This window comes from Ruegeria sp. BHSC029, from assembly GCF_059613085.1.
On record NZ_JBXWRU010000003.1, the window covers coordinates 589,699 to 613,499 of the forward strand.

Below are 23,801 nucleotides of genomic sequence, written 5' to 3' on the forward strand. Positions count from 1 at the left end.
CAGAGCTGGGGGAAGCGCGTGCAATCCGATGTCCTACAATGGCTGCCGGATCACCATGCCGTCATAGGCAGGCTCGACATGGTCAGGGGTCTCGGCATCGACGGCTGCATAGTCCAGATCGATGTGCATATTGGTCAGAACCGCCCGAGCCGGCTTTAGCTGTTCGATCCAGCCAAGGGTCTTTTCCAGGTGGGCATGGGTCGGATGTGGGTTCCGGCGCAGCGCGTCGATCACGAGGCAGTCCAATCCCTGAAGCTCGGGCCAGGCATCATCGTAGATTTCCGCAACATCAGGCAGATAGGCCAGGTTGTTCATACGAAAACCAAGCGCATCGATCGATCCGTGGTTCACCTTGAACGGGCGAAACGGGATTGATCCTCCCGGACCGTCGATCTCGAACGGGCCGTCAATAGTCTTCAGATCGAGGATCGGTGGATAGGGTGAGCCTTCGGGTTGAATGAACGCGTAGCCGAACCGCCCCAGTAATGCGTTTTGCGTGTCGCCATCCGCCCAAACGGGCACCCGCGCGCGCATGTTGAAAACGATCATGCGCAGGTCGTCGATGCCGTGGACATGATCGGCATGCGAGTGTGTGTAGACAACGGCGTCGAGGCGTCCGGTTCCGGTGTCCAGCAGTTGGCTGCGCATGTCCGGGGTCGTGTCGATCAGAACTGAGGTCGTACCGTCCGGCCCGTCCCGTTCAACCAGCATCGAGCATCGGCGGCGAATATTGCGCGAATTTTGCGGGTCACAATCTCCCCAATGCCCACCCAACCGGGGGACACCGCCAGAGGAGCCACAGCCCAGGATCGTGAACCGCAGCATGCTCATGCGGCAACCGGGTAGGCGGCCGCCTTCGCAAACAGTCGATCAAAATTCGCTTGGGTCTGCGCGGCGAAATCCGGGTAGTCCATGCCAAACAGTTCGGCGCCGACCCGGGCGGTGAAAGCGGTATAGCCGGGCTCGTTCCGCTTGCCCCGGTGCGGCGGCGGGGCCAGGTATGGTGCGTCGGTCTCTATCAGAATTCGATCGACAGGCGCTGCCGCAAAGATATCCCTCAGCTCTTGGCTTTTTGGAAAGGCCGCGATGCCGGACATGGAGAGGTAGAACCCCAAATCCAACGCTGCCCGTGCCAGTTCGGCCGAAGACGAGAAGCAATGCATCACACAGGAGTAAGGTGCGTTCCGAAACTCGTCCTGCAGGATCGCCGCCATGTCCTCGTCGGCTGCACGGGCGTGAATGATCAGCGGCAGGCCTGTACTTTGGGCGGCCTGAATGTGAACCCTCAACGAGCGTTTTTGTATTTCGGCGCTGTCGGCGGTGTAGTGATAGTCCAGCCCGGTTTCGCCGATGCCGACAAATTTCGGATGTCGGGACAATGCGACGAGTTCGTCGACGCTCGCCAGTGGCTCTTCGGACGCGCTCATGGGATGGGTGCCCGCAGCGTAGAAAACCGGGGCATGTGTTTCGGCGATCGCGCGCACGGTCGGCTCATTGCGCAGACGTGTGCAGATCGTCACCATGCGTGTCACGCCCGCTTCGACCGCACGAGCGATGATTGCGTCCAACTGGCCCTCGAAATCCGGGAAATCCAGATGGCAATGGCTGTCAGTGATTGCGGGAGGTTGGGGCGTGTCGCTCATCTGCTCGGACCGGCGGTTTCCTGAATCTTGAACACCGTATCTAGGACGACGGCGACAGGGTCAAGGTTCACCGCCTTCCCGTGCCGCGCACGGGCCGTGATGATGGATGCGGCCTCGGCCCAGCCCAAGGCTTGTGGGCGCGAGGATGACAGGCGCAACAGAACTTCGGCTTCGTTTGGCGCAGCTTCGGGCTGCGGAGGCGCGCCGGTCGCACCTGTCAGAGCAAGGCGAGAAAGGGCGATGTCAATCAGATTCAAAAGCAGGTCATAGCGCTCGGCTGCTCCGCGCTGCGCGGCCGCTTCGGCCAAAGCCAGCGCGCGCTGGCGGTCGAGGCGGGGCAGGGTGCCAAGTATCTGGATCAGCTCGGCATAGATCTCCATCCCGCCCAGATTGATCAGCCGTACCGCGTCGCCTACGGAACCGGCGGCCAATGCCGCGAGGTGATCGGATTGCGGAGGCAATTCGGCCCCGGTCTGTGCCAGCGCCGATTTCATGTCCTCCGGCGACAGCGGTGACAGGCGCAGGGTACGGCACCGCGAGCGGATCGTCGGCAACAGCCGTGACGGCTGATGCGAAACCAGCAGCAGTGTCGTGCGGGCAGGGGGCTCTTCGAGCATTTTCAACAACGCGTTTGCGGCGCTGACATTCATTTCGTCCGCCGCATCCACGATAACCACGCGGCGCCCGCCGTCCGCTGAACTGAGGCCGAAGAAGCGCCCCAATTTTCGGATGTCATCGACAACGATTTCGTTACGCAGGCGGCCCTGATCATTCAGGGATCTGGTGATCGCGGCCAGACCGGGTTCGGCCCCCGCCAGCATCCGCGCTGCAACCGGGTGGTCCGGCGCGATGTCGAGTGTCGTCGGAGCCTCGGGCGCGCCGAACAGCCCGTCATCCTGTTGCGGCGGCGTGGCCAGCAGAAACCGCGCGATGCGCCATGCCAGGGTCGCTTTGCCCACGCCACGAGGGCCGGTCAGAAGCCACGCGTGATGCAGCCGGTCAGACGCAAAGGCGGTCAGGAAGGCTTGCTCGGCCGCATCCTGTCCAAACAGCCTGCGTGTCTCGCGCGGGTGAAGCGCGCCGGGCGCCTGGTCCGGTGTGGGAGTGTCGTCGCTCATTCGTGAATTACCGCAGAACCTTCAGGACGGTTTCTCTCACATCCACGGCCACGCTGTCCACGTCGCGATTGCCATCGATCACACGGAACCGGTCCTTGAACTCGTCCGCCAGCGCAAGGAAACCCGAGCGCATGCGTTTTTGAAGGGCCGGGCCAAAATCCTCGAACCGTTCTTCGGTGCCTTGCCGGCCCTTGGCGCGGGAGAGGCCGATTTCCGGATCCATATCGATCAGCAAGGTCAGATCAGGCTCGCGGCCGATCATCAGGCCGTGGAGTTGGTCCACCAACGCGCGCAGATCTCCGCGCGACAGGCCCTGATACATTCGGGTGCTGTCGGCGAACCTGTCGCAAATCACGATCTTACCCGCATTCAAGGCCGGCTCGATCGTGCGCTCCAAATGATCGCGTCGTGCGGCCGTGAACAGAAGAATTTCGGTTTCCGCCGACCACCTGTCGGGGTCGCCTTCGAGGACCAACCGGCGAATTTCCTCGGCCCCGGGCGAACCGCCCGGCTCACGCGTCAGAACAACGTCATGTCCGGCCGCCTCGAGGCTTTCTGCCAGCCTGCGGGCCTGGGTGGACTTGCCCGAACCGTCGATCCCCTCGAATGTCAGGAACAGACCGCGCGGACTCACATCGACTCCAGTGGAGTGTTGATCATGTCTTTCAGGACGATGCCACCCACGGTCATCAGCCGCACCAGGAACCCGCCCATCGCCACATCCTCGGCCGCGACCAGGGGGCGCCGGATTTCCGGCAGACCTTCGGGCTGGATCACAAGTTCGGCCAGTTGTTGGCCCTTGGCGATCGGAGCGTTGATCGGGCCTTGATACACGACTTCGGCCTGCACGTTCTGATCGCCCAGAACGGGGAACAGAAGGGTGAGGTCACCGTCGGGCACAAGCCCAACCGTCTTTTGCGCGCCCATCCACACTTTGGCCTGTGCTATCGGCGTCTCGGCGTTGGCAACTGTCCTCTCGATAAAATTTCGAAACGACCAGTTAACCACGGCCTCAGCCTCCTCTGCCCGGCGAGAGATGCTGTCGAGCCCGGAAAGAACGAAGACCACCCGGCGATCGCCTTGCTTGGCCGATCCGACAAGGCCATAGCCCGCCTCTTGCGTGTGGCCGGTCTTCAGGCCATCGGCACCGATATCCAGTTTCAGCAACGGGTTGCGGTTGTTCACGTTCGACGGGGCGCGGCCGTCAAATTCGAATGTTTCCTCGGCAAACAGCGGATAGTATTCGGGAAAATCGGTGATCAGCCTGTCGGCCAGCACGGCCAGATCATGAACCGACATCATGTGACCTGCAGCAGGCCAGCCGTTCGAGTTGGTGAAGTTCGAGTGGTTCATGCCCATCTGCCTGGCGCGTTGGGTCATGTAACGCGCAAAGCCGGCCTCGGTACCGTCCGGGCTTAGCGCTTCGGCGATCACGACACAGGCGTCATTGCCAGACAGGACGATGATGCCCCGCAGCAGGTCCTCGACCCGGACCCGGTCCTGCGTGTTCAGGAACATGGTCGAGCCGCCATAGCTCATGGCATGTTCCGAAACTGGAAGCGTTTCATCCAGCGTCAATCGACCGTCGCGCAGAGCTTCGAAGGCAACGTAGAGCGTCATCAGCTTGGACATCGATGCTGGTGGAAGCGGTTCATCGGCATTTTTCGACAACAACACAGTGCCTGTCGTCTGATCGATCACATAGGCCGCGCGCGCGGACGTGTCGAAGGCGTGAACCGGCAGGGCCAGCAGGGCAAGGCCCGCGGCCAGAACAGCCGATTTGAGTGAGGTCAGCATTGGACCCTCCTGTTCAGTTCTTCACGATAAAGGCATCGGTAAAGCCCAGGTCTTTCATATCTCCGAGGATCGCTTTGCGTTCGGCGCGCGTTGTGGCAGGGCCGACCAGTACACGCCAGACCGACTTGCCTGCCGACTCCAGCTCCAGAACTTCGGCCGCCAATCCGTTCGTGCGGACCTTTTCGGCGGCGGCTTTCGCGTTCGCTTCAACTCCGAACGTTCCGATCTGAACATAGGGTTTGGTCAGGTTCGACGATGCGGCTGTGGCACTGGCCGCCGCAGCCGGCGTCGGCTCGGATGCGTCTATGGCGGCGGCAGCACCTGCGATCGGGTCCAGCGGCGTCTCGGTAATTTCATTGGGATCTTTCTTCTGCCACCACTTGCGTTTTTTCTGGGCGGGTGGCGGTGCGACGACCGGATCCGTCAATGCAGCGGTCGCGGACGCATCTGCCGCTTCCTCAATCGCGGGCGCAGTTTCTTCGGCGGCGGCGCTTGCGGCCGCTCCGGCCGCGGCAGCACCGGCGACCACGGCACCGGTGTTTTCAGGTGTCTTTTTCTGCCACCATTTCCGCTTGGCCGGCTTTTCTTCGGCACTTTCGTCGGGTCCGGCCGCTGTGGCTTCTTCGGCTGCGGTTGCTTCGGCGGCGCTTGCAGTTTCTTCGGTCGGGGCTGCTTCGGGTTCCGGCGCAGGCTCCGGCTCGATCGTTTCGCGGCGGAGTGCAACCACCTGCAGACGGGCAGGAGCGCCGGCAAGCATTCCCAGTTTTTCAGCCGCTGCCGAGGACACCTGAAGGGCCGGCCCGGGCAGGTTTCGTTCCCGGCGGAACAAGGCGCCCGTCACGGTCTTGTTGTTGCTTGTGTTCTTGATGGCGACCCGCTCGGGCTGAGACGCGCTGGGGTGCGCGACCCAGATGCCACCCAACGAGGGACGCCCATCCCAGAGCCCGGCCTCGGTCACTTCAAAGACGTCCGGCGCTTCAACATCGCGCTGAGAGCCGCTGGCGACTTCGGGGAACAGTTCCGTGGTGTTGCTTTGGGTCTGCCCATCGTCACTGGCGGCCTCCGAGGAAGACTTGCCTGCGTTCAAAGCTTCGTCACATCCCGTCAGCGCAGTCATTGCAACAACCAGCACCGCCAACGGCCGCGGTCCAAAGCGTGTCTCTGTCGCTCGCTTCATATTGTGTTATCCCTTGCCTGTAGGGCCTTTGCGTGGCCGGCCCCAACCGCGGTTCGACCGGTTCTTTTGCCGGCCTCCTGCAGTCATCGCGCAAATCATAACCTGCGGGTTGTTTCAAGGAAAGACCGTGGGTCCGGCTTCGGCAAGAAATCCCTCTTTTGGACTTGCCACCAACCGATGTTCGTCCTAGACCGCTGCCTGCGCCGGGGAGGTGGCAGAGTGGTCGAATGCGGCGGTCTTGAAAACCGTTGGGCGTGAGAGCGTCCCCAGGGTTCGAATCCCTGTCTCCCCGCCACTCATACCTGTCTCACTTCAGTTGTATTTTCTGATCCGGAATTGTTACGCAATTCCCGCGCGTTGGCGCATGCGCTTTCAATCAGAGACGAAGCAAACCGTACATTCAGAGGACAATTCAGGCGCGAGTCTCAGTGTCGCATTTTAGCGGGGTCGCTTTGGGCTGGATTTCCCTGATAACCTGCAATTTACAGGGAATATTCGCAAACCGGGACTGACTTCCGTCATTTCTTCTATCAGAACTGTATGTTTCTCAGAGGTTTATGTTGCAAATTCCCTAAAAGGTGGAACAGGGAATTTACTCGTGCGAACAGGGAATTGTTCCGCCGGATCAGGGAGGGCGAAGTCTGTATCAGGGACGCAGGAGCTGGAGATGTCAGAAGCCGAACAGGCGTTCCTGTTCGGACCATTCAAGTGGGTGGGTCACGCTGACCAGACGCTTGAGTGTGAGTTCGGGCGGCTGGCTCCCGTCGAGAATCGCCGTTTGAATCTTTGGTGAGAGAAAGGCGAGCTGAGCACGGGTGCGGATGAAGGCGTCAGGGACGCTTTCGCGGCGGGCAATCTCCATCAGTTGAACTCCGGCCTTCAGATCACGGGCCCAGCCATGGGCGCGGATCAGCATGGACCGGAGGTGGGGATCAGGTTGGGGTGCCATGTCTCCGGCGATGACCTTGGCCTCGACGCCGCGGCGGCACAGATCGAAAGATGCGGTGACGTGGGTGAGATCCGGGTGCAGATGATCGGCCGCGATGCCAAGTGCGCTTGCCAGAGTTTTGGGGTTAAATTCGAGGTCGATCTGTCCTCGTGCAAGTTTGCCTTTGGCCAGAAGAGCAGCGCCGATCTGACAGCCATGGCCTAGAAGCCGGGTTACTAAATCCGCAACTGAAGTCTGAACTGCCTCGGCTGACCCGGCCTCCGGCTGCGCCAGTACTTGGTGCGCCGCGGCGGCGTCTTGCAAATGTCTGACGATGACATCAATGACCGCGTTTTCCAGCGCTGGGCCGGGCAGTCGCCAGCCAGAGATATCCTTGCCGCCTGAGATCAGTCGATTGGAGATATAGTAGCGCAACCGTCGGCCTTTGCGCGTGGTGTGGGTCGGCGTCAACCGATCACCAGTTTCGTCATACAGCAGACCGGTGAGCCAGGCCCCGGGGTCAGTGGAGTGTTGGCGCGCATCGGAGTCGCCGCGTGCCCGCGAGCGGTTGGAGGCCTGTCGCATTTTTTCCTGCACCCGGTCCCAGATGTCCTGATCGATGATCGCCGGATGTTGTCCGTCCCAGATCTTATCCTTGTGGCGGATTTTTCCGAGATAGACCGGATTGCGCAGCAGGTAATAGATTTGACCCCGTGACAGCGGACAATCCCCCTTCACACTGCCATCTGTCCGAACAACCCGTTTTGACCGCAGGTCTTCTGCCGTTGCCCGTTCTTCTACTTTGCGCAGGCAACCAAGCTCGTCATAAAGCCCAAAGAGATGCCGGACCGTTCTGGCCTCCTCTTCATTCACCACCAGCGTTCTTGCCTTCGGATCGGGGTGGCGATCATAGCCCAGAGGCAGGTTGCCACCCATCCAAAGCCCCTTCTTCTTCGACGCTGCAATCTTGTCGCGAATACGTTCGGCGGTGACTTCCCGTTCAAACTGAGCAAAGGACAACAGCACATTCAGCGTTAACCGGCCCATGGAAGATGAGGTATTGAAGGCCTGCGTGACGGACACAAAAGAACAGTTTGCCTGTTCCAGCCGGTCGACCAGCTTAGAGAAGTCGGCAAGCGACCGGGTCAGCCGGTCAATCTTGTAGACCACCACCATGTCAATACGCCCGGCATCGATCTCTTCAAGAAGGCGCTGAAGGGCGGGTCGCTCTAGGGTGCCGCCCGACAGGCCACCGTCATCGTAGCGCCCGGACAACAGGGTCCAGCCTTCATGTCGCTGGCTTGCGACATAGGCCGCGCAGGCCTCATATTGCGCATCCAGCGAATTGAAGTCCTGATCCAGACCATCTTCTGAGGACTTGCGCGTGTAGATGGCGCATCGGATTTTACGGCGCGGGCTCATTTGGCCGCCTTGCCGGTGAGCCCAAAGAAACGCGGCCCTGACCAATGCGCGCCGGTAATCTCTCGGGCGATGGCCGAGAGTGAGCGATAGGACCGACCGTTCCAAGTGAAGCCGTCTTCTGTAACGTCGACTACATGGGTCACACTATTCCACTCGCGTAGCAGGCGCCCGCCGGGTTTTAGGGCAGGGCATGTAGGCCGGGGTTTCTTCCCAGAGCCCTTTTCCAGCGTGGCTTTGACCTGGCGGGGTAGCCTGCCATGACGGCGGGACTGCATCTCAAAGGCGATAAAGCGGCGCAGAAAGGGTTGGCTGAGCATGGCGGGGGCGGGTTGATCAAACAGTTGCTGCCAAAGCGTGACCAGATCCGATCGACCCATGGCGGCGAGATCGGCGACATCGCTCGTCTTGGTCATGACGCTTCTCCAGTTCCCGCCGCCAGATGATATGTGGATGGTCCATTTGGTTTGTCGGATGTCCGCCGTTCAATTGTGACGCCTTTTTTCCGCAGACCGCTTAGAGCTGCTCGGACCGAATGAGGCTGCCATCCCGTTGCTTTGCAGAGCGCCTCAAGGCTGGCGCCGCTCGGGCGGCGCAACAAGTGTTGCACTTTGTCAATTTTGGTTTGCTTCCGCTTGGACATGTATTGTCTCCTCTGATTTGGGGCTGGCTAGATGCCGAACCCCGGTACCGAGGAGCGCCCGAATGGCTCGGGCGTGGGTTCAGTGATGCGTGGTTGACGGCAACAGTCCAGCTCTTTCTGAAGCGATTACTTGAGGCGTGTGTTTTGAAGGGCGTTGCTGGCGTACCCCCGATTATTCGTCAACAATCTTAATTGGTTACTTTTAGTTTGGGGGGTTGCGTCTCGTATTGATGGCACCTACATTCGACCTAATCGCCCGGACTATCAGGGCGGGAAACTGCTCCCGCAGGCAGCACTCATTGGAAACACAGGTTTCCGCAGAGAGCATTCAAAGGAGCAACGTCTCGGATCGATTGGTCCGGGGAGTTGCGATTTGTGCTCTCTCCGATTTTCCAGCGCGATCCCTCCATCTCGACGTCCGCGCGGCGTCACGCAAAAGGAGGCGGTTATGCCTGCCAAAAACACACACAGCGACGTTCGGGCGTCCAATACGCCTATCTGGATGGCCGAAAAAGTTATCCAATCCCAGATCAGCCAGATCAAGCCCTACGCCAACAACAACCGCGTGCACGCGGCCAAGAATGTCGACAAACTGAAAGCATCGGTGGCCCAGTTTGGCTTTGTCACTCCGATCCTGTTGGATGGTTCGGGCACAATCATCGCGGGTCATGGCCGCTATGAGGCCGCTAAGGCCCTGGGGTTGAATTCCGTACCGACTGTTGTCGCGGATCATTTTTCAGAAGCGGAAGTGCGCGCTCTGCGCATTGCGGACAATAAGCTGGCGGAATTGTCGGACTGGAATGAAGCGGCGTTGCAGATCGAATTTGCCGAGCTGATGGACCTCAGCCTTGATGGCGAGTTGAACTTTGATCTGGACATCACAGGGTTCGAAACACCGGAGATCGACATCATTATCGACAGCGTCGGTGAGGTGACGGTATCTGTAGCGGAAACTGTTGAGACGCCGGACCCTGCGGCACCCGTAGTCACGGAGCCGGGCGACCTCTGGGTTCTCGGAGATCATCGCATTTTCTGCGGGGACGCCCTTCAAGCCCAGAGCTACGACACCTTGCTGGAAGGCGAGACCCCGCAGATAGTCTTCACCGATCCGCCTTACAACGTGCCTGTCAATGGGCATGTGCGGTCCGGCAATAGCGCCGAACACCGCGAGTTTGCCATGGCGTCGGGAGAAATGACGGATAGCGAGTTCCGCGGCTTTCTTTCAGGCGCGATCACGCAGTTGTTTGACTGCCTGCCGAACGGAGGCATCGCGATGATCTGCATGGACTGGCGTCATATCGAAGAACTGATTACGGCGGGCAAAGCAGCTGGATTGGACCTCATCAATCTCTGCGTCTGGAACAAGACGAACGGAGGCATGGGCAGCCTTTATCGCTCAAAGCATGAGCTGATTTGCATTTTCAAGAAGCCTGGTGCGCCGCACATCAACAACGTCGAGCTGGGCAAACACGGGCGCAACCGGACCAACGTCTGGGATTACGCCGGTGTGAACAGCTTTGGGGCAGGGCGCGAGGCGGATCTCGCGGATCATCCCACGGTGAAGCCGACAGCTCTGGTTGCAGATGCCATCATGGATGTGAGCCACCGCGGCGATGTCGTGCTGGACGCCTTTGGCGGGTCCGGCGCGACTCTGCTGGCAGCTGAGAAAACCGGGCGCCAAGCGCGGCTTATTGAGCTCGACCCGGCTTATGTCGATGTGGCCATCCGCCGTTGGCAGGAGATGACCGGTGATAGCGCCGTGCACGCGGTAACAGGCCAGACGTTCGATGCGCGTTTTGCGGCCAACGATACCACTTCAGAACAGGAGGTGGGTCATGTCTGACGATACGAAAGAGTATGAGGTCGGCTACGGCAAACCGCCCAAAGCGACCCAATTCAAAAAAGGCCGATCCGGCAATCCGAAAGGACGTCCGAAAGGTGCCAAGGGGGTGAATGCCAGCTTGAAACGTGAATTGGAAACCAAGATTACGGTTCGCGAAGGCAGCCACGAAATCCGGATTTCCAAGGCTGAGGCAATTGCCAAGCGGTTCACGGCAGGCGCGTTGAAGGGCGACACGAAATTGTTGATGGCGCTGCTTAAGCTGGACACAGATCTGTTCAACGCAAGTGAATTGGACGCGCAAGAAAGCGTCCGTACGGTTGAGCCCGACGCTGTCGACTACGACATCCTCCGGGATTTCTTTTCCAGCCAACTGGACGGTGACGGTGATCTGGAAAACGAGGAGGCGGAAGATGACGACTCCTGATCCAAAAATCGTCGTGCAAGCCGCTCGCGAGGTTTGCCGGGACAATTTCTTTCCCTTCGTTTGGCGTGTGTTTGGCACGCTGCACCAGGGAACTGACCGCAGCTTTGATCCGGCCTGGCATGTGCGGGCCATGTGCCATGAGTTGGACAATGTCCGTCGAGGCGAAAACAAGCGACTGATCATCAACATCCCGCCACGTTGCCTGAAATCGGTCACCGTGGCCGTTGCATATGTCGCTTATCTTCTCGGTCATAACCCCAGCGCCAAGATCATCGTTGCCAGCTATGGGTTGGATCTGGCGCGCAAACATTCCGAAGATTGTCGTCGGATCATGTCTGCGCGCTGGTACCGGGAAATGTTCCCTGAAACGGTCTTGGCTAAAAAGGGCAACACCTCAGAAGAAATCCGCACCACAAAGGGAGGCAGCCGTAAGGCTGTCTCCATTGGAAGTTCTGTCACCGGTCATGGCGCCGATTACATCATCATCGATGACCTGCTGAAAGCCGGAGATGCCGGCTCCGAAGCCGAGCTGGTCAAGGCGCAGGAGTTCATTGAGGGGACCTTGTTGTCGCGCTTCGACAATCCGGCCGAAGGGCGTGTGGTTATGGTTGCGCAACGGTTGCACGAGATGGATCCGCCGGGTTATCTGCTCGAACGCGGGACCTACCGGCATCTGAATCTGCCTGCCATCGCAGAAGGCTATGAGGTGGTTCCTCTTGGGCGTGGAAGGGTCATGCGCCGCAAACCGGGTGATCTCCTGTGCCCGTCCCGTTTGGATCAGCAAACGCTGGATACCAAGCGTCGCGAAATGGGCGCGGCCGTGTTCAATTGCCAGTATCAGCAGAACCCCATTGCTCCCGACGGGTCGCCCTTGCGCTGGGAGTGGTTTGGCACCTACGAGACCATCGAAGATCGCCGCTGGTTCCAACTGGTGGTTCAGAGCTGGGATACGGGCATGTCGGCAGACCCCCGGTCTGATTTCTCTGTCTGTACAACCTGGGGGTTCCGCGAAAATGCGTGGCATCTTATCGACGTCTGGCGCGGGCAGGTAGACTACCCAGACCTGAAAGCCAAGGCACTGCAACTTGTCGGCCGTTGGGATCCCGATCGTGTCCTGATCGAAGATGCGGCCTCCGGCAAACCTCTTTTGGACGAATTGTTTCGTGATGACCGTCGGCGCTACGAACGCATTAAACCCGACAAGGACAAGGAAACCCGGTTCCAGTCCGCTTGCGGTCCTGTCGAAGAGGGCAAGGTTTATCTGCCTGCAGATGCACCCTGGCTGCCGGTATTCAAACGGGAGCTTCAGTCCTTTCCACGCGGACGCAACGACGATCAGGTCGACAGCTTTGCCCACTTTCTGAACTGGTCCAAGGGACCGGGCTTCTACCGGGCATTGGGCCGCGACCACCGGATCAACATCGAACGTCGGGAGCGTAATCGAGAGAGGGTCAGGCGACGGTAGGATCTCGGAGTTGAGCTTGAAAACTCGTTGAATAGTACTGGGAGGGCCGATGTCGGACCAATCCTGAGAGCGGCCCCAATGACCGCTCGCAACCACAAACCGGTCTAATCGCTAATGCCGTCGGATGACGGCTTTGAGCCCAGATTACCCATTGGCAAGTTCCGCAGAAACTGTCGCGATGGGCGGCAAGCGGGAGTTCGCTGCGGATAGCATGGAGGTCTCCTTTCCCATCGATTGCTCCCCGCGAAGGGCTCGCCGGTTCATGCATCTCTTCGGCATTACCATTGGCGACCGAGGTTCCAAGAGATTGCGGTAGTCGAGAAGTCGCAGCGGGGTCAGGCTAATCTGCAGGCGCTCCGGCAATTTGGGCCTCTTGTGCCTCCTTATTGCGCCAATCTTTCGGGGATATGCCGAAGTTCCGCGTGAAGGCTCGGGTGAGTGCCGATGTTTCGGACAAGCCGACCAATTGGGCGATCTCCTTGATCGAATGATCAGATGTGGTGAGCAGTTCGGAGGCCTTTTCCATCCGCAGCCGGTTGATCACCTTGGACGCCGTTGTTCCGTAGGAGGACAAGCGCTTGTTCAGCACCTTGGTGGTGATGCTGCACATCCGGGCGGCCTCGCTCACCGTCAGCGCCGGATCGGACAGCCTTGATCGCACGAGAATTTCGAAGCCTTCGAGGTAGTCCAGGGGCACATCGACCTGAACCGGTTCTTCGATATCATTGTCGTGGTTCACGAGGAGTTCGGGGTTGATTGGAAGCGACAGCCAGGCCGCCGGAAAGCGGATGGAGAATCCCCTGTTGTTGCACTTGATGCCTCGCACGCCATGAAACTGCTCCGGCAGCAGGGTCGGATCGCAGAGGCGCAGAACAACCTGGGTTGGATCCCATCGGAAATCGAGAACACGGTGCAGCAGGGAGATCCAGATCCCGACGAGAAAGGCGTCCGAATGGCCCGGCGACACCTCGGGTTCGAAATTGCGACTGGTGGTGAAGTAGGCGTGTTCCTCCTCGATCAGGAGCCGGAAGGACACCGCGTTGCTTTCCTTCGAGACGATCTGGGTGAACCGGGTGAAGAAATCGCCAAGGGTCACCGACTGGCCGAGGAGCGCCCCACGCGGCAGGAACTTCAACAGGTCTGTCTGTTGTCCCGCCAAGGCGCAGATATCCGGCCGGGTGATGTCGGCGATGGAGGCCAGCGCCGCATAGACCGTGTCATGCGGGATGAACTCGGCCGGGTTCAGGACCTGTTCCTCGCTCAATCCATGCAGCCCGAGCGCAAAGGCCGGATCCGCATCGAGCCGCCGCATCATCGCTACGACGGGGCCGAGGACCGTAGCACGTACGAGGGACAAACCGTCCTTTTGTTCTCCTTGCGGCATCCACATCACCCTTTCGCTCTCCGACACGCTACGGGCGCGGGCGCCTGACGGCCAAGCAGAAATTGGCTGAAATTGACCGGATCGGGTCAGAAAAATGCACCACGGGATCAGCGGGTCAAAAGAATCTCGGGGCACATGTGCATAGTGGGAGGATCGGTCCGCAGGAAGACCGACCCCTGGGAGGACACCGAATGACAACACTCAACCTGAAGGCGTTGCTGCCGGCCATGTCAATGGCAATTGCGCTCACGACGCCTGCCATTGCGCAGGATATCCCCAACATTCCCTCGGAGGTCACGCTGTTCAAGAACGTGATGGTCTTCGACGGGGTGAATGACGGCTTGAAAGATGTCGACGTGCTCGTCGTCAAGAACAAGATTCACAAGATTGCAGAGGACATTCCCGAATCCGGCACGTGGGAAGTCGAAGTTCGAACGGGCGGAAGCAAGCGCCTGCCCGATCCTGTTGGCGGTATCGACGGCTATTCTTTCACCATCCAGACCGAACGCGGTATCGAGACCAAAGAGGTCGAGGTCAATGTGATCGACGGCGGCGGACGCACCTTGATGCCGGGACTGATCGACAGCCATGTGCATGTGAATATGTACAAGGATGGCACGATCCCGGGCCTTCAGGACACGACATGGGAGGAGATCGGCGCACGTTCTGCGGCCTTTGCGCAGGAAATGCTGGCGATGGGCTTCACAACCGTGCGCGACATGTGCGGTGCACATGGTGGACTTCGTGCGGTAATCGACGAGGGTTCGCTTCCGGGCCCGCGGATATACTCGTCCGGCGCCTGCCTCAGCCAGACCGGTGGTCATGGCGACTGGGGGATCGCCGGGCAACGCAAGAACGAAAGCAATCTTGAACGGCTGGAGATCACGCGGCTTGTCGACGGCCCTGCCGAAGTGCTCCACGGCGCGCGGCGGAACTTTGCGCTTGGGGCCAACTACCTCAAGATCATGGTCAGTGGTGGTGTGACCTCCATCAAGGACCCGATCTACCAGTCCGCCTTTACAGACGAAGAAATCGCCGCTGCCGTCGAGGTGGCCGGGGACATGGATTCCTATGTCGCCATGCATGTCTTCATGGATAGCGACCTGTCGCGCGCGCTCGATCTCGGGGTCAAAGTGGTGGATCACGGCCTGACCATAACGGAACCGACGATGCAGAAGCTGGTAGAGAAGGAAGCGTTCTTCTCGCCCAACCTGACCGCGTTGGCGCCCGAGGCGCTTGAGCATCCGATGCACCAGGACCCGACCTTCCCGCCGACGGCGAAGTTCCTCTGGTTGCGGAAAAACAGCGAGCAGTTGTTTGATCTGGTGCGGAAGTACAAGCCGAAGATGGTGTTCGATTCCGACTACGTGCTGCTGACCGGTGTGCCGTACCGGCAGTCGATGGACTTCACCAAGGCTTTCATGGCGCGTGAGTTCGGCAACCTCTGGGCCTTGCAGATGATGACCTCGAATGGCGGCGAACTGGCCGCACTGACGGGACGCGGAAACCCCTATCCCGAAGGCAAGCTCGGCGTGATCGAGGAAGGTGCCTATGCCGATATCCTCATCGTTGACGGAAACCCGCTCGAAGACATCACTGCCATCGGCGCTGTCGATACATGGTTCGATGCCGAGCCACGCGGGCAGGACGTGCCGAGCATTCGCGTCATCATGAAGGACGGCAAGTTCTACAAGAACACGTTGAACTGAACTTTCGGCGGGGCGCTGGCCCCGCCGTCAACATTGCGGAAGGGCAAACTTATGAAGCATCTTTTCAAGTCCACATTACTGGCGGGCGTGGTGTCGCTCGCTGCCGGCATGTCCTCTGCGCAGGACGAAGCGCTGCCGCAGACCCTGTTCACCAATGTCCATGTTTTTGACGGCGTGAACGAGGCGCGGATCGAAAACGCCAGCGTTCTGGTCGAAGGCAACCTGATCAAGGAAATTTCGACGGACGGGATCGAAGCGCCCAACGCAACCATGATTGACGGCGGCGGGCGCACGCTCATGCCGGGGATGCATGACCAGCACGTGCATTTGCTGGTGTTCAACCCGCTCAGTGACGGGTTGCGCCAGAACATCACGCCCTTCCATCTTGGTGGCGTTGCAACGATCCGGTCCGAGCGCATCCTGATGAACGGGTTCACGACGGTTCGTGACCTCGGCGGACCGGCAAAGTCCATCGCGCGGATCATCGATACCGGTATGTTCCCCGGCCCGAGGATCTATTCCTCGGAGGCCTTCATCACGCAGACATCGGGCCATGCCGATTTCCGCAAGCTGAACGACCGGCATCCAACCCTGTCGGGGCAAGGCCCATCGCATTGGGTCGACACGGACATGAGCTTCATCGCGGATGGCCCGGAGCAGATCCGCATGGCGGTGCGCGAGAACCTGCGGCGCGGGGCAACCCAGATCAAGGTCATGGTCAGCGGTGGGGTCACGTCCGAGTTCGACCCGCTGCATTCGCTTCAGTACCAGGCGGACGAGATCCAGATGGCGGTCAAGACCGCCGAGCAATGGGGCACCTACGTCACCTGCCACGTGTTCACCGAGCAGGCGATCCGCAACTGTATCGACAACGGTGCAAAGACCGTTGAGCACATCCCGTTCCTGACCAAGGAGGCCGCCGAGATCATGGTCGAAAAGCAGATCATGTTCGCGACGGCGGTAGCCCCGGTCTACTCGGTGACGACCGAACAGGCGGAAGCCTTCTACACGCCAGCCTCGTTCGCCAAATGGAAGAGTGTCCGTGACGCCGCCGCCAACATGATCGAGGTGATCCAGACGACACCGGGCATGATCGACCTCTACACTCTGGGCACCGATCTCATCAACAACTGGGACCAGACGCTTGAGCAGGACAAGAAGATGAACGACGAGTTCAAATACCTGCACGAGGCCAAGTTCAAACCCTTCGACATTCTGCGCATGGCCACATCGAACGGCGCCCGCATGAACCGGCTTACGGGCTTGAACAATCCGTATCAAGACGGCCCGCTCGGCGTGGTCGAGGAAGGCGCTTACGCGGATCTCCTGCTGGTCGATGGCAACCCGCTCGAAGACATCCTTCTTCTGGCCGATCCTGATCCCAACCTGAAGCTCATCATGAAGGACGGCGTGATCTACAAGAACACGCTGGACTGAGGAGAGCGCGGGGCGGTCTCCCTCGTCCGCCCCGCGTTTTTTTGCCCGACGCAACCATCCCGGAAGGACTGACCGTGAAACACCTCACTCTTGCCACTCTCATGGCCCTCTGCAGTTCGATGGCGGTTGCTCAGGAGTGCGACGTCGCGCTTCTCAACGGCCGCGTCATGGACCCGGAAACCAATCTTGATGCCGTGCGCAATGTCTGCGTGACCGGCGACAGGATCACCGCGATCACCGAAGATGCCTTGACGGGCAAGCGCGAGATCGACGTTTCCGGGCATGTAGTCGCGCCGGGATTCATCAACACCCATTCGCATTCCTTTGGCGGCTTCGATCAGAAGATGATGGCCCATGATGGCACGACGACGATCCTCGATACCGAGAGCGGCGTGGCGGATGCCGACCTGTTCTACGACAAGTACGAGGGCAATTCCTTTCTCAACTTCGGTTCCGGGATGGGGCACGAGGAGATCCGGCGTGTCGTGATGGATGGGGTTTCAGTCGAGCTGGCATCCGATCCGACCTACATCCTCAAGTCACGCGGTGCAGCCGAGGAAGAAGACGGACATGCCAGCTGGGCGCTGGATATTCCGACTGCGGATCAGCTCGTCGAAGTCATGACCATGTATGAAAAGGGTCTTCGCGCCGGGGCGATCACCGTCAACACGACGGTGGGATACATGGGATACAACACCTATCCGAAGGAGATTTTCGCGCTTCAGAAAATGGCGAAGAAGTATGACCGCTTCTTTGGCGCCCATACCCGTTTCGGTCCGACCGAGAGCCTGCCGCTCTACTATTCCCTGGGCGCAAACGAGGTGATCGCAAACGCCGTTGCGCTCGACGGGGCCCTGATCCTTTCCCACATCCAGAACCAGGGGTGGGAAGAAATCTACGAGCTTGCGCGCCGCCTGCAAATGCGCGGAATGACCATCTTCGCGGAATACTACCCGGCCATCACCGGCAATCCGAACATCGCGACACCGCAACTGCTGCCGGACAAGATCGAGGCGAACAATATCGTTCCGACCCGCGATATCTTCGATACCAGCACCGGCGAACTCTACGAGTCCGACGAGGAGTTCTTCCGGCAGCAGAAGGAGGATCCGAGCAAGCCGATTTTCATCACAGTCCGCCCCGAAGCAGACCTGGAGCGCTGGATCCACATGAAGGATATTGCGATCGCCAACGACATCGTCGGCTTCACCGTCGATGGCGAACCGCTGCCGATCGAGGCCGATTTCACGGAGTACGGGGGGCACCCGCGCAATGCCGGCACCTATGGCATCGTGTTCCGCGAGGCCCGTGAACAGGGCATCGCGCTGATGGAGATGGTGAACAACGCCTCCTACATTCCCGCGAAGTACTTTTCCAAGGTGGGCCTGAAGGCGATGCAGGAACGCGGCCGGATGCAGGAAGGCATGATCGCGGATATCACGATCTTCGACCCCGACACGATCACCGAAACATCATCGATGAAGAAGGGCATGAACGGCTCCTTCACCAAGGGAATCCCCTACGTTCTGGTGAGCGGGCAGGTCATTATCGACGACGGTGTCGCTAATATCGACCTGCGGCCCGGGCAGCCGATCCGTTACCCGGTCATCGAAGGGGGCGAGATCGATCTGGACCTCGGGGACAAGGAATTCACCTGGCACGCCGACATCGAAACGCCAGAGGATGAGCATTCCGAGTTCCCGCTCCGCCCTGCCGAGCTGGAACACTCCATTCCCGGAGCTCCGGGGCATTGAACCCACAAGAACGGTCAGGGCAGCCATGCTGTACTGACCACAACATCGAAGCAATTCCGGGTGGCAAGATGAACAGGATCCTTCTTTCGACAGCCCTTTGCGTCTCTGCGACAGTTGCAGCGGCGCAGGACACAAAAGACATGCGCACCTTCCTGTTTATCGGCGCATCCAACAGCGCCGCCTGGGAGATGCAGATCGCCAATCCCGGGGACCGCGCGGCCTCGGTGAAGGGTGGGATCGAGGCGCTCGGCGGCGAGCTTTTGAGCTACTATTGGGGGCTTGGGAACGGGAAGAACTACATCACCGTCGCCCTGCCGGACGACCCCACCTTCATCCAGGCCTTCTATGTCAGCCGTCTCGGTGACGGGTTGCTGGAGGATTACCAGATGATCGAGTTGATGAGCAGCGCCGACATGGCCGAAGCCCTCGCCCGTGTGCCGGAGATCAAGGCGCAGGACGATCTCAAGTAACCGGACTGCACACTCGGGACGATCCAGAAGGGAACATCAAATGAACTTCAGCCCTGTGTGTGTCGGCGGAGTCGTATTATGCAAATAGTTGCCATTGGCCTGCTGTCCGCCTTCTTTCTCTTCGCCAGTTCGATCAAGATCCTTGGCTGGCAGAAGCTCATCTTCGAAACGCAACTGGCGATGTTCGTCAAATACGGGCTGAACCGTCAGATCATGGCGCTTGTCGGTGGTGTCGAGCTTTTCGGGGCGGTGGCGATCTGGTTTCAAGGCAGCTTGCTCGGGCCGCTCGGGGCCGCTGCCCTTCTGGGCACGTCGCTTGGCGCAATCGGTTGTCATCTGATCTGGGACACTTGGAAAGACGGTGTGCCTGCCATGATCACGGCTACGCTTTCGGCCTTCGTCCTCTGGACGGGCCGGGATGTCGTACTGGCGATACTTGCATGAGCGGGCCGAAGAAGAATCAAGAGCAACAAGAGAGACCTCATATGGGACAGGCAAGGCTTCTCGGTACGGTCATCGTCGCTGGCTTCTGGTTATCAACCGGAGCCTTGGCGCAGGAAAGCCGGCCAACGTCCGCCCTGGAGGCCGCCGCAGCGGTCTCGCTCGGTGGCCCGGCATCCACGCAGGCCCAACTGGAACAAGACCGAGTGCGGCGGTTGCAGGACTCTCGCTGGCCGGGGCTGGATGCGGCATTGGACCCCTTGGAGGCATCGCGGCAACGCTTTGCCGAACGCACCGGCCTGAACCTCTCCTTCGACTACCAGGCCTATTACCAGTCCGCGACCGAGAGCCTGACCGATATCGACGAGGCCGCCTTGGGCCAGGCGCGCAGCCTGGGCCAGTGGACGCTGCTCAATCGCGGCGGCGAAAATCCCGGGCAATTGGTCTTCACATTGGAGAACCGCCATCTGCTCGGCACGGACATCGCGCCAAGCGGGCTTGCCGGGGAAATCGGCTATGCGGGCGTCACCGCAACGACATTCAGTGACACCGACACGACCCTCTCCGTCGCCTACTGGTCCCAGACGCTCGCTGGCGGGAAGGCCGGTTTCGTGGCCGGCCGGATCGATCCGGGAGACTACTCGGACATCCTCGGCTACGTGAACCCACGCACGACTTTCTCCAATTTCTCGATCCTGTTCAGCCCGGTCCTGCCGATCCCCGATCCCGGCTTCGGCATTGCGGGGGGCGGTTTCCTGACCGACCAGATCTATGCCCTCGGTGTCCTGTCGGATGCAAACGGCTCGCTGACCGATGTCGAGTGGTTTCCCGGTGGCCCCGAGTTCTACAAATACGCCGAGATCGGATGGACGCCCGAACGCTCGAAGCGCTTTCTAACCAACGTTCACCTCGGGGTATTTCACGTCGATGAACGCACCGAGGCAGGCGTGCCGGAGAGCTACGGGGCGATCCTGTCTGCCAACCACACGATCAACGAGGAATTCATGATCTACGGACGCCTCGGCTGGTCGGAGGGTGAGGCGCCGATCGCCCGACGCGCAGCCAACGCTGGACTTCTATGGCGGCCGGGCCTCTATGACGACCTCTTTGGGTTTGGCGCGACCGTTGCGGACCCGGTAGATGAAACGCTCGACACCCAGACCACAATGGAGGCCTTCTATCGGTTGGACCTGTCGGACAATGTCGCCCTGACGGCGGACGTCCAGCACATGATCAACCCGGGCTTCAACGATCAGGACACGACCGTTTTCGGCTTGAGGCTGCGGATCAATCTTTGACCTGAGTAGCGGCGGATAGAATGCCGTCTGGTTGGGAGTGTCGTGCCTGCGCCGGAACGGCCCATGCAGCCATCGCGGCCAAGGAGGCGACCCCTTGGATGATTGGCATTGCGTCAGGCGAAAGTCTTGACGGCAGAACAACCGTCGAATTTGGCTTGTTGCTCTGCAATGTCAGCCATTCCAATGAAGCTGTCGGATGCTCTCAAGCGGGGGCATGGCGGTTCGCTTAGATCTTTCCACAGAAGGCGGCCACGGAGGTCGCCACCGTCAGAAAGGTTGGAACCGATGACAAACACCCTCAAGAACACCGTATTCGCCGCCCTTGCCGCCTCACTCGCCCTCGCTGCCCCGATGGCCGCCAATGCCGGTGACATCGGTGAGAAAGCCCTCAAGGGCGCTGTGGCCGGCGCCGTGCTGACCGAAATCACCGGCGGCGACGCCAAGGACCGCCTGGCCCTCGGCGCAGCCGCCGGTGCGCTCGGTGGCAAGATCGCCGAAGACCGGGATCGTCAAGATCGCAAGGACGATCGCAAGAAGGGTGGCAACAAGCACAAGCGCTGATCCCGCAACGAGACAACCGGAACGGTTTACCCCTTCCAACCGACGCTGGAGAGATCCGGCATCTGCTTCAAACCCGTTAGGCCTCATGCCTGCCGGGTTTGTTGCGTCAGGGTGGTTCAGGAAGACGGAGAAACGTGAAAGTGCGGGCCTATGATCCGAGCAGTCCGGCCTCTACTCAGATCGTTCGCCCTATGCCAGGGGCGCTTCTGTTGCTGGCTGCTCCCAGAAGTCGCTGGGGGGCTGTCCGTACCATCTTCGGAATGCCGTGCTGAAGGTACTGGCGTCGCTATATCCGAGAAGATAGGCGATCTCGGTGAGCGGAAGCGTGCTGTTGAGCAGATAGTCCCGGGCCAGAGCCTTTCGCAGATTGGCGACGACCGCTGCGAAGCTCGTGCCCTCGTCGGTCAGTCGGCGGGCCAGCGTTCGGGCGCTCATCCCAAGTTCCGCCGCAATTGCGTCCTGCTGGGCCGTGCCGGCTGCAAGACGCGCCGTGATCTGCCTCTCAACAACCCGGGCCACACTGTTGGGTGTCTGCGGCATCCGAGCCAGCGTGTTCTCGCAAATGACCGAAAGCGTCCGCTGCAAGTTGTCGTCGGCCGTCAACAGCGGCACATCCATATCAGCCGCCTTGAAGGCAATGCTGTTCTCCGCGGCACCAAACAGGACATTGCAGCCAAAGAACCTGTCGAGGGCCTCGGTGCCGGTCAGCCGCTGATGCGCGAACCGAACATGCGTCGGACGGATTTGCCGATTGGAGTAGTCCCGCAGGGCGAAGACCGTGCCAACGGCTCCAAACTCGGCATATTGCCCGGTCGGAATGCTTGCTGGCACATCGTAGTGCCAGGTCAGCCGGGTGGTTTCCGGGCCTTCTTCCATGGCCGTCTTGCTCGCGTCACCGATCACGCGCTGAAAACGGGTGATGTTTCGAAGGTAACCGCCAACGGTAGGTGCCGAAACGCCGACATAGGCGAGCAACCCGGCCTTCCTGACCAGGTCCGGCGACTGTGCCAGGCGGTATCCGACAAGGTCGTCCCTGGTCAAAGCGCTCGCCTTTTCAAACAACCAGGCAGTCTTGTCGAAGGACCAGCGAGCATCCGGGTCTTCGAGTTGAGATCTGGTTATCCCGAACTCCTTTCGGATATCCCGCTCGGAAAGGCCTGTTTTCTTCAACTCACCGACAATGATCTGTCCCCAGATTGCGCTGTGTTTTGGAATCTCGGATTTCATTTCTGGTCCGTAGTCTCGGTGTCTGACGTGTTGCGCCACGTTAAGGCCCGTCTGACCTTCTTGCCAGTTGCCAAAGCCAACGTTCGAACAACGCAACGCCCGTTTCGTTCAATACCCGCAGTGCCTTTCACACACTCGCCACCAAGGTAGGCGCGACGTCGGTCGCGAGTAACTCGAGATCCGTGCGGTGTGACACACCGAGTAGCGGCGCACATCGTCCGGGTTGGGCAGCTTGCTTGTTCGCTGTGGCTTTCGAAGCCGCCATTCTCGGCGCGCTACTTAAAAATCCGCTCTGGGCCGGTTGCGTTCCTTGAGGTTAGTTAATCGAAAGTCTGGAAGGTCCCGCAATGCAGCCATTGAGCGTAGGTGAGCGAACGTCTGCCTTGAGCCCATTTTGACCGATGCTGCGCGATGTCCCAATGACGGCAATGCGCAGAATGCGGACTTTGCAAAGTCTTTGGTACGGGCCGCAACAGAAGCCTGTTTTCGCAGTATTGAACAAGTGCCCATTCTGCGGAGAACTCTGTTGTGTTCTCCTATTTCGATGTCGCGCTGATACTGACGATTGTTCAAACGGTTATCTTGCCCTGAGAAGAGTTTGAGAAGGGCTTTCACCAAACAATTCACGATAATTCTTTGCGAAACGTCCAAAGCTTACAAATCCGTATTTCAGTGCGGCCTGCTTGACAGATTGAGGTGGGTCAGAAGGATCTGACAGCCACTCTTTAGCGCCAGTCAGTCGCAACTTATAAATGAACTGCATAGGTGTAATTCCATAAACTCCTTCAAACGCTTGATATAAGGTGGTTCTTCCTACTCCGGCACCTTCACACAGAGTAGCCAAATTAACATCTTCATATCTGTTCTTTCGCGCGAATTGGAGGGTCTTGTCAGAAGAACTTGTCTTGAGGCAGGCAGGACGGTTGCGTAGCTTTTGCCCATGACCAAACCTGCCTCTTTCAAGTACTTCAAAACCAGTCCCGAGGTCATCCGCCTTGCGGTGATGCTGTACATCCGTTTCCCGCTCTCGCTTCGAAATGTCGAAGATCTGTTGCACGAGCGA

At 59.6% G+C, this 23,801-nt stretch carries 22 protein-coding genes, 1 tRNA gene and 1 pseudogene; 12 read left to right on the plus strand and 12 right to left on the minus strand.

Annotated elements, in window-relative coordinates; genetic code table 11:
- Positions 1-33: 33 nt before the first annotated feature.
- Genes AC2FML_RS09965 through AC2FML_RS09990 form a run of 6 tightly spaced genes read right to left on the minus strand, consistent with a single transcriptional unit; the run spans position 34 to position 5,735 of the window.
- Complete coding sequence (locus tag AC2FML_RS09965; protein ID WP_496782962.1) at positions 34-831, minus strand: MBL fold metallo-hydrolase; 798 nt, start codon at positions 829-831, stop codon at positions 34-36.
- Positions 828-1,643: a TatD family hydrolase gene (locus AC2FML_RS09970; protein ID WP_170368190.1), complete on the minus strand. Its 816-nt coding sequence runs from the start codon at positions 1,641-1,643 to the stop codon at positions 828-830. The genes AC2FML_RS09965 and AC2FML_RS09970 overlap by 4 nt, the downstream gene beginning before the upstream one ends.
- On the minus strand, positions 1,640-2,761 hold the full coding sequence (locus AC2FML_RS09975; protein WP_496782964.1) for a DNA polymerase III subunit delta': 1,122 nt from the start codon (positions 2,759-2,761) through the stop codon (positions 1,640-1,642). Before AC2FML_RS09975 ends, AC2FML_RS09970 begins: the two co-directional genes overlap by 4 nt.
- Positions 2,762-2,768: 7 nt before the next feature.
- Complete coding sequence (gene tmk / locus AC2FML_RS09980) at positions 2,769-3,395, minus strand: dTMP kinase (protein ID WP_170341058.1); 627 nt, start codon at positions 3,393-3,395, stop codon at positions 2,769-2,771.
- Entirely contained in the window at positions 3,392-4,558 is a 1,167-nt protein-coding gene (locus tag AC2FML_RS09985; RefSeq protein ID WP_170368193.1) for a D-alanyl-D-alanine carboxypeptidase family protein, read from the minus strand. Before AC2FML_RS09985 ends, tmk begins: the two co-directional genes overlap by 4 nt.
- Positions 4,559-4,571: 13 nt before the next feature.
- Positions 4,572-5,735 (minus strand): SPOR domain-containing protein, encoded by a 1,164-nt coding sequence (locus tag AC2FML_RS09990; protein WP_496782967.1) that lies wholly within the window; start codon positions 5,733-5,735, stop codon positions 4,572-4,574.
- A 205-nt stretch (positions 5,736-5,940) separates the two neighbouring features.
- Between AC2FML_RS09990 and AC2FML_RS09995 the strand changes: the two genes are divergently transcribed.
- Positions 5,941-6,030 (plus strand) — tRNA-Ser (locus AC2FML_RS09995).
- A gap of 375 nt (positions 6,031-6,405) precedes the next feature.
- Here AC2FML_RS09995 and AC2FML_RS10000 read toward each other — a convergent pair.
- The 3 genes from AC2FML_RS10000 to AC2FML_RS10010 are packed head-to-tail and all read right to left on the minus strand — an operon-like array spanning position 6,406 to position 8,725.
- A complete protein-coding gene (locus AC2FML_RS10000) occupies positions 6,406-8,085 on the minus strand; it encodes a recombinase family protein (RefSeq protein WP_093964943.1) in 1,680 nt (559 codons plus the stop codon).
- Positions 8,082-8,498 carry a DUF2924 domain-containing protein gene (locus tag AC2FML_RS10005; RefSeq protein ID WP_093964944.1) on the minus strand — a complete coding sequence of 139 codons (417 nt, stop codon included), beginning with the start codon at positions 8,496-8,498 and terminating at the stop codon, positions 8,082-8,084. Before AC2FML_RS10005 ends, AC2FML_RS10000 begins: the two co-directional genes overlap by 4 nt.
- Positions 8,495-8,725, minus strand: coding sequence for a DUF3489 domain-containing protein (locus AC2FML_RS10010; RefSeq protein ID WP_093964945.1), 231 nt, complete (start codon positions 8,723-8,725; stop codon positions 8,495-8,497). The genes AC2FML_RS10005 and AC2FML_RS10010 overlap by 4 nt, the downstream gene beginning before the upstream one ends.
- 448 nt (positions 8,726-9,173) lie before the next feature.
- Between AC2FML_RS10010 and AC2FML_RS10015 the strand changes: the two genes are divergently transcribed.
- The 3 genes from AC2FML_RS10015 to terL are packed head-to-tail and all read left to right on the plus strand — an operon-like array spanning position 9,174 to position 12,457.
- Entirely contained in the window at positions 9,174-10,568 is a 1,395-nt protein-coding gene (locus tag AC2FML_RS10015) for a site-specific DNA-methyltransferase (RefSeq protein WP_496782969.1), read from the plus strand.
- The gene (locus AC2FML_RS10020; protein ID WP_093964947.1) at positions 10,561-10,992 is read left to right on the plus strand and encodes a DUF5681 domain-containing protein; all 432 of its coding nucleotides are present in this window, start codon (positions 10,561-10,563) and stop codon (positions 10,990-10,992) included. The genes AC2FML_RS10015 and AC2FML_RS10020 overlap by 8 nt, the downstream gene beginning before the upstream one ends.
- On the plus strand, positions 10,979-12,457 hold the full coding sequence (gene terL, locus AC2FML_RS10025; RefSeq protein WP_170434768.1) for a phage terminase large subunit: 1,479 nt from the start codon (positions 10,979-10,981) through the stop codon (positions 12,455-12,457). The genes AC2FML_RS10020 and terL overlap by 14 nt, the downstream gene beginning before the upstream one ends.
- Positions 12,458-12,797: 340 nt before the next feature.
- Here the strand turns inward: terL and AC2FML_RS10030 are convergent, their stop codons facing one another.
- On the minus strand, positions 12,798-13,841 hold the full coding sequence (locus AC2FML_RS10030; protein WP_170357385.1) for a helix-turn-helix domain-containing protein: 1,044 nt from the start codon (positions 13,839-13,841) through the stop codon (positions 12,798-12,800).
- A 191-nt stretch (positions 13,842-14,032) separates the two neighbouring features.
- Between AC2FML_RS10030 and AC2FML_RS10035 the strand changes: the two genes are divergently transcribed.
- The 7 genes from AC2FML_RS10035 to AC2FML_RS10065 all read left to right on the plus strand — a co-directional run bounded on the left by AC2FML_RS10035 (position 14,033) and on the right by AC2FML_RS10065 (position 21,511).
- Positions 14,033-15,550: a metal-dependent hydrolase family protein gene (locus AC2FML_RS10035; RefSeq protein WP_170343540.1), complete on the plus strand. Its 1,518-nt coding sequence runs from the start codon at positions 14,033-14,035 to the stop codon at positions 15,548-15,550.
- A gap of 51 nt (positions 15,551-15,601) precedes the next feature.
- The gene (locus AC2FML_RS10040; protein WP_171208892.1) at positions 15,602-16,987 is read left to right on the plus strand and encodes a metal-dependent hydrolase family protein; all 1,386 of its coding nucleotides are present in this window, start codon (positions 15,602-15,604) and stop codon (positions 16,985-16,987) included.
- A 74-nt stretch (positions 16,988-17,061) separates the two neighbouring features.
- On the plus strand, positions 17,062-18,741 hold the full coding sequence (locus AC2FML_RS10045; protein ID WP_170392031.1) for an amidohydrolase family protein: 1,680 nt from the start codon (positions 17,062-17,064) through the stop codon (positions 18,739-18,741).
- Positions 18,742-18,881: 140 nt separating this feature from the next.
- The gene (locus AC2FML_RS10050; RefSeq protein ID WP_170357382.1) at positions 18,882-19,211 is read left to right on the plus strand and encodes a hypothetical protein; all 330 of its coding nucleotides are present in this window, start codon (positions 18,882-18,884) and stop codon (positions 19,209-19,211) included.
- Positions 19,212-19,289: 78 nt separating this feature from the next.
- Positions 19,290-19,655, plus strand: coding sequence for a DoxX family protein (locus AC2FML_RS10055; protein ID WP_170342826.1), 366 nt, complete (start codon positions 19,290-19,292; stop codon positions 19,653-19,655).
- Positions 19,652-20,950, plus strand: a complete 1,299-nt coding sequence (locus AC2FML_RS10060; protein WP_496782972.1) for a carbohydrate porin — start codon at positions 19,652-19,654, stop codon at positions 20,948-20,950. Before AC2FML_RS10055 ends, AC2FML_RS10060 begins: the two co-directional genes overlap by 4 nt.
- A 285-nt stretch (positions 20,951-21,235) precedes the next feature.
- Positions 21,236-21,511, plus strand: coding sequence for a hypothetical protein (locus AC2FML_RS10065; protein WP_480635416.1), 276 nt, complete (start codon positions 21,236-21,238; stop codon positions 21,509-21,511).
- Between the two features lie 189 nt (positions 21,512-21,700).
- Here AC2FML_RS10065 and AC2FML_RS10070 read toward each other — a convergent pair whose 3' ends face one another.
- Together AC2FML_RS10070 and AC2FML_RS10075 are read right to left on the minus strand one after the other, a co-directional pair.
- A complete protein-coding gene (locus AC2FML_RS10070) occupies positions 21,701-22,738 on the minus strand; it encodes an AraC family transcriptional regulator (protein WP_496782974.1) in 1,038 nt (345 codons plus the stop codon).
- A 577-nt stretch (positions 22,739-23,315) separates the two neighbouring features.
- Positions 23,316-23,582, minus strand: a complete 267-nt coding sequence (locus AC2FML_RS10075) for a helix-turn-helix domain-containing protein (RefSeq protein ID WP_496782976.1) — start codon at positions 23,580-23,582, stop codon at positions 23,316-23,318.
- A 96-nt stretch (positions 23,583-23,678) separates the two neighbouring features.
- Here AC2FML_RS10075 and AC2FML_RS10080 point away from each other — a divergent pair.
- Positions 23,679-23,801, plus strand: a pseudogene (locus AC2FML_RS10080) (IS6 family transposase); the annotation flags it as partial.

Bases quoted from the DNA above. Each gene is read 5' to 3' on its own strand.
- AC2FML_RS10020 (WP_093964947.1), top strand. From the start codon at position 10,561: ATGTCTGACGATACGAAAGAGTATGAGGTCGGCTACGGCAAACCGCCC.
- AC2FML_RS10000 (WP_093964943.1), bottom strand. From the start codon at position 8,085: ATGAGCCCGCGCCGTAAAATCCGATGCGCCATCTACACGCGCAAGTCC.
- AC2FML_RS09990 (WP_496782967.1), bottom strand. From the start codon at position 5,735: ATGAAGCGAGCGACAGAGACACGCTTTGGACCGCGGCCGTTGGCGGTG.
- AC2FML_RS10015 (WP_496782969.1), top strand. From the start codon at position 9,174: ATGCCTGCCAAAAACACACACAGCGACGTTCGGGCGTCCAATACGCCT.
- AC2FML_RS10005 (WP_093964944.1), bottom strand. From the start codon at position 8,498: ATGACCAAGACGAGCGATGTCGCCGATCTCGCCGCCATGGGTCGATCG.
- AC2FML_RS10065 (WP_480635416.1), top strand. From the start codon at position 21,236: ATGACAAACACCCTCAAGAACACCGTATTCGCCGCCCTTGCCGCCTCA.
- AC2FML_RS10010 (WP_093964945.1), bottom strand. From the start codon at position 8,725: ATGTCCAAGCGGAAGCAAACCAAAATTGACAAAGTGCAACACTTGTTG.
- AC2FML_RS09975 (WP_496782964.1), bottom strand. From the start codon at position 2,761: ATGAGCGACGACACTCCCACACCGGACCAGGCGCCCGGCGCGCTTCAC.
- AC2FML_RS10055 (WP_170342826.1), top strand. From the start codon at position 19,290: ATGCAAATAGTTGCCATTGGCCTGCTGTCCGCCTTCTTTCTCTTCGCC.
- AC2FML_RS10035 (WP_170343540.1), top strand. From the start codon at position 14,033: ATGACAACACTCAACCTGAAGGCGTTGCTGCCGGCCATGTCAATGGCA.
- AC2FML_RS10060 (WP_496782972.1), top strand. From the start codon at position 19,652: ATGAGCGGGCCGAAGAAGAATCAAGAGCAACAAGAGAGACCTCATATG.
- AC2FML_RS10040 (WP_171208892.1), top strand. From the start codon at position 15,602: ATGAAGCATCTTTTCAAGTCCACATTACTGGCGGGCGTGGTGTCGCTC.
- AC2FML_RS09985 (WP_170368193.1), bottom strand. From the start codon at position 4,558: ATGCTGACCTCACTCAAATCGGCTGTTCTGGCCGCGGGCCTTGCCCTG.
- AC2FML_RS09965 (WP_496782962.1), bottom strand. From the start codon at position 831: ATGAGCATGCTGCGGTTCACGATCCTGGGCTGTGGCTCCTCTGGCGGT.
- AC2FML_RS10070 (WP_496782974.1), bottom strand. From the start codon at position 22,738: ATGAAATCCGAGATTCCAAAACACAGCGCAATCTGGGGACAGATCATT.
- terL (WP_170434768.1), top strand. From the start codon at position 10,979: ATGACGACTCCTGATCCAAAAATCGTCGTGCAAGCCGCTCGCGAGGTT.
- AC2FML_RS10030 (WP_170357385.1), bottom strand. From the start codon at position 13,841: ATGCCGCAAGGAGAACAAAAGGACGGTTTGTCCCTCGTACGTGCTACG.
- AC2FML_RS10050 (WP_170357382.1), top strand. From the start codon at position 18,882: ATGCGCACCTTCCTGTTTATCGGCGCATCCAACAGCGCCGCCTGGGAG.
- AC2FML_RS09970 (WP_170368190.1), bottom strand. From the start codon at position 1,643: ATGAGCGACACGCCCCAACCTCCCGCAATCACTGACAGCCATTGCCAT.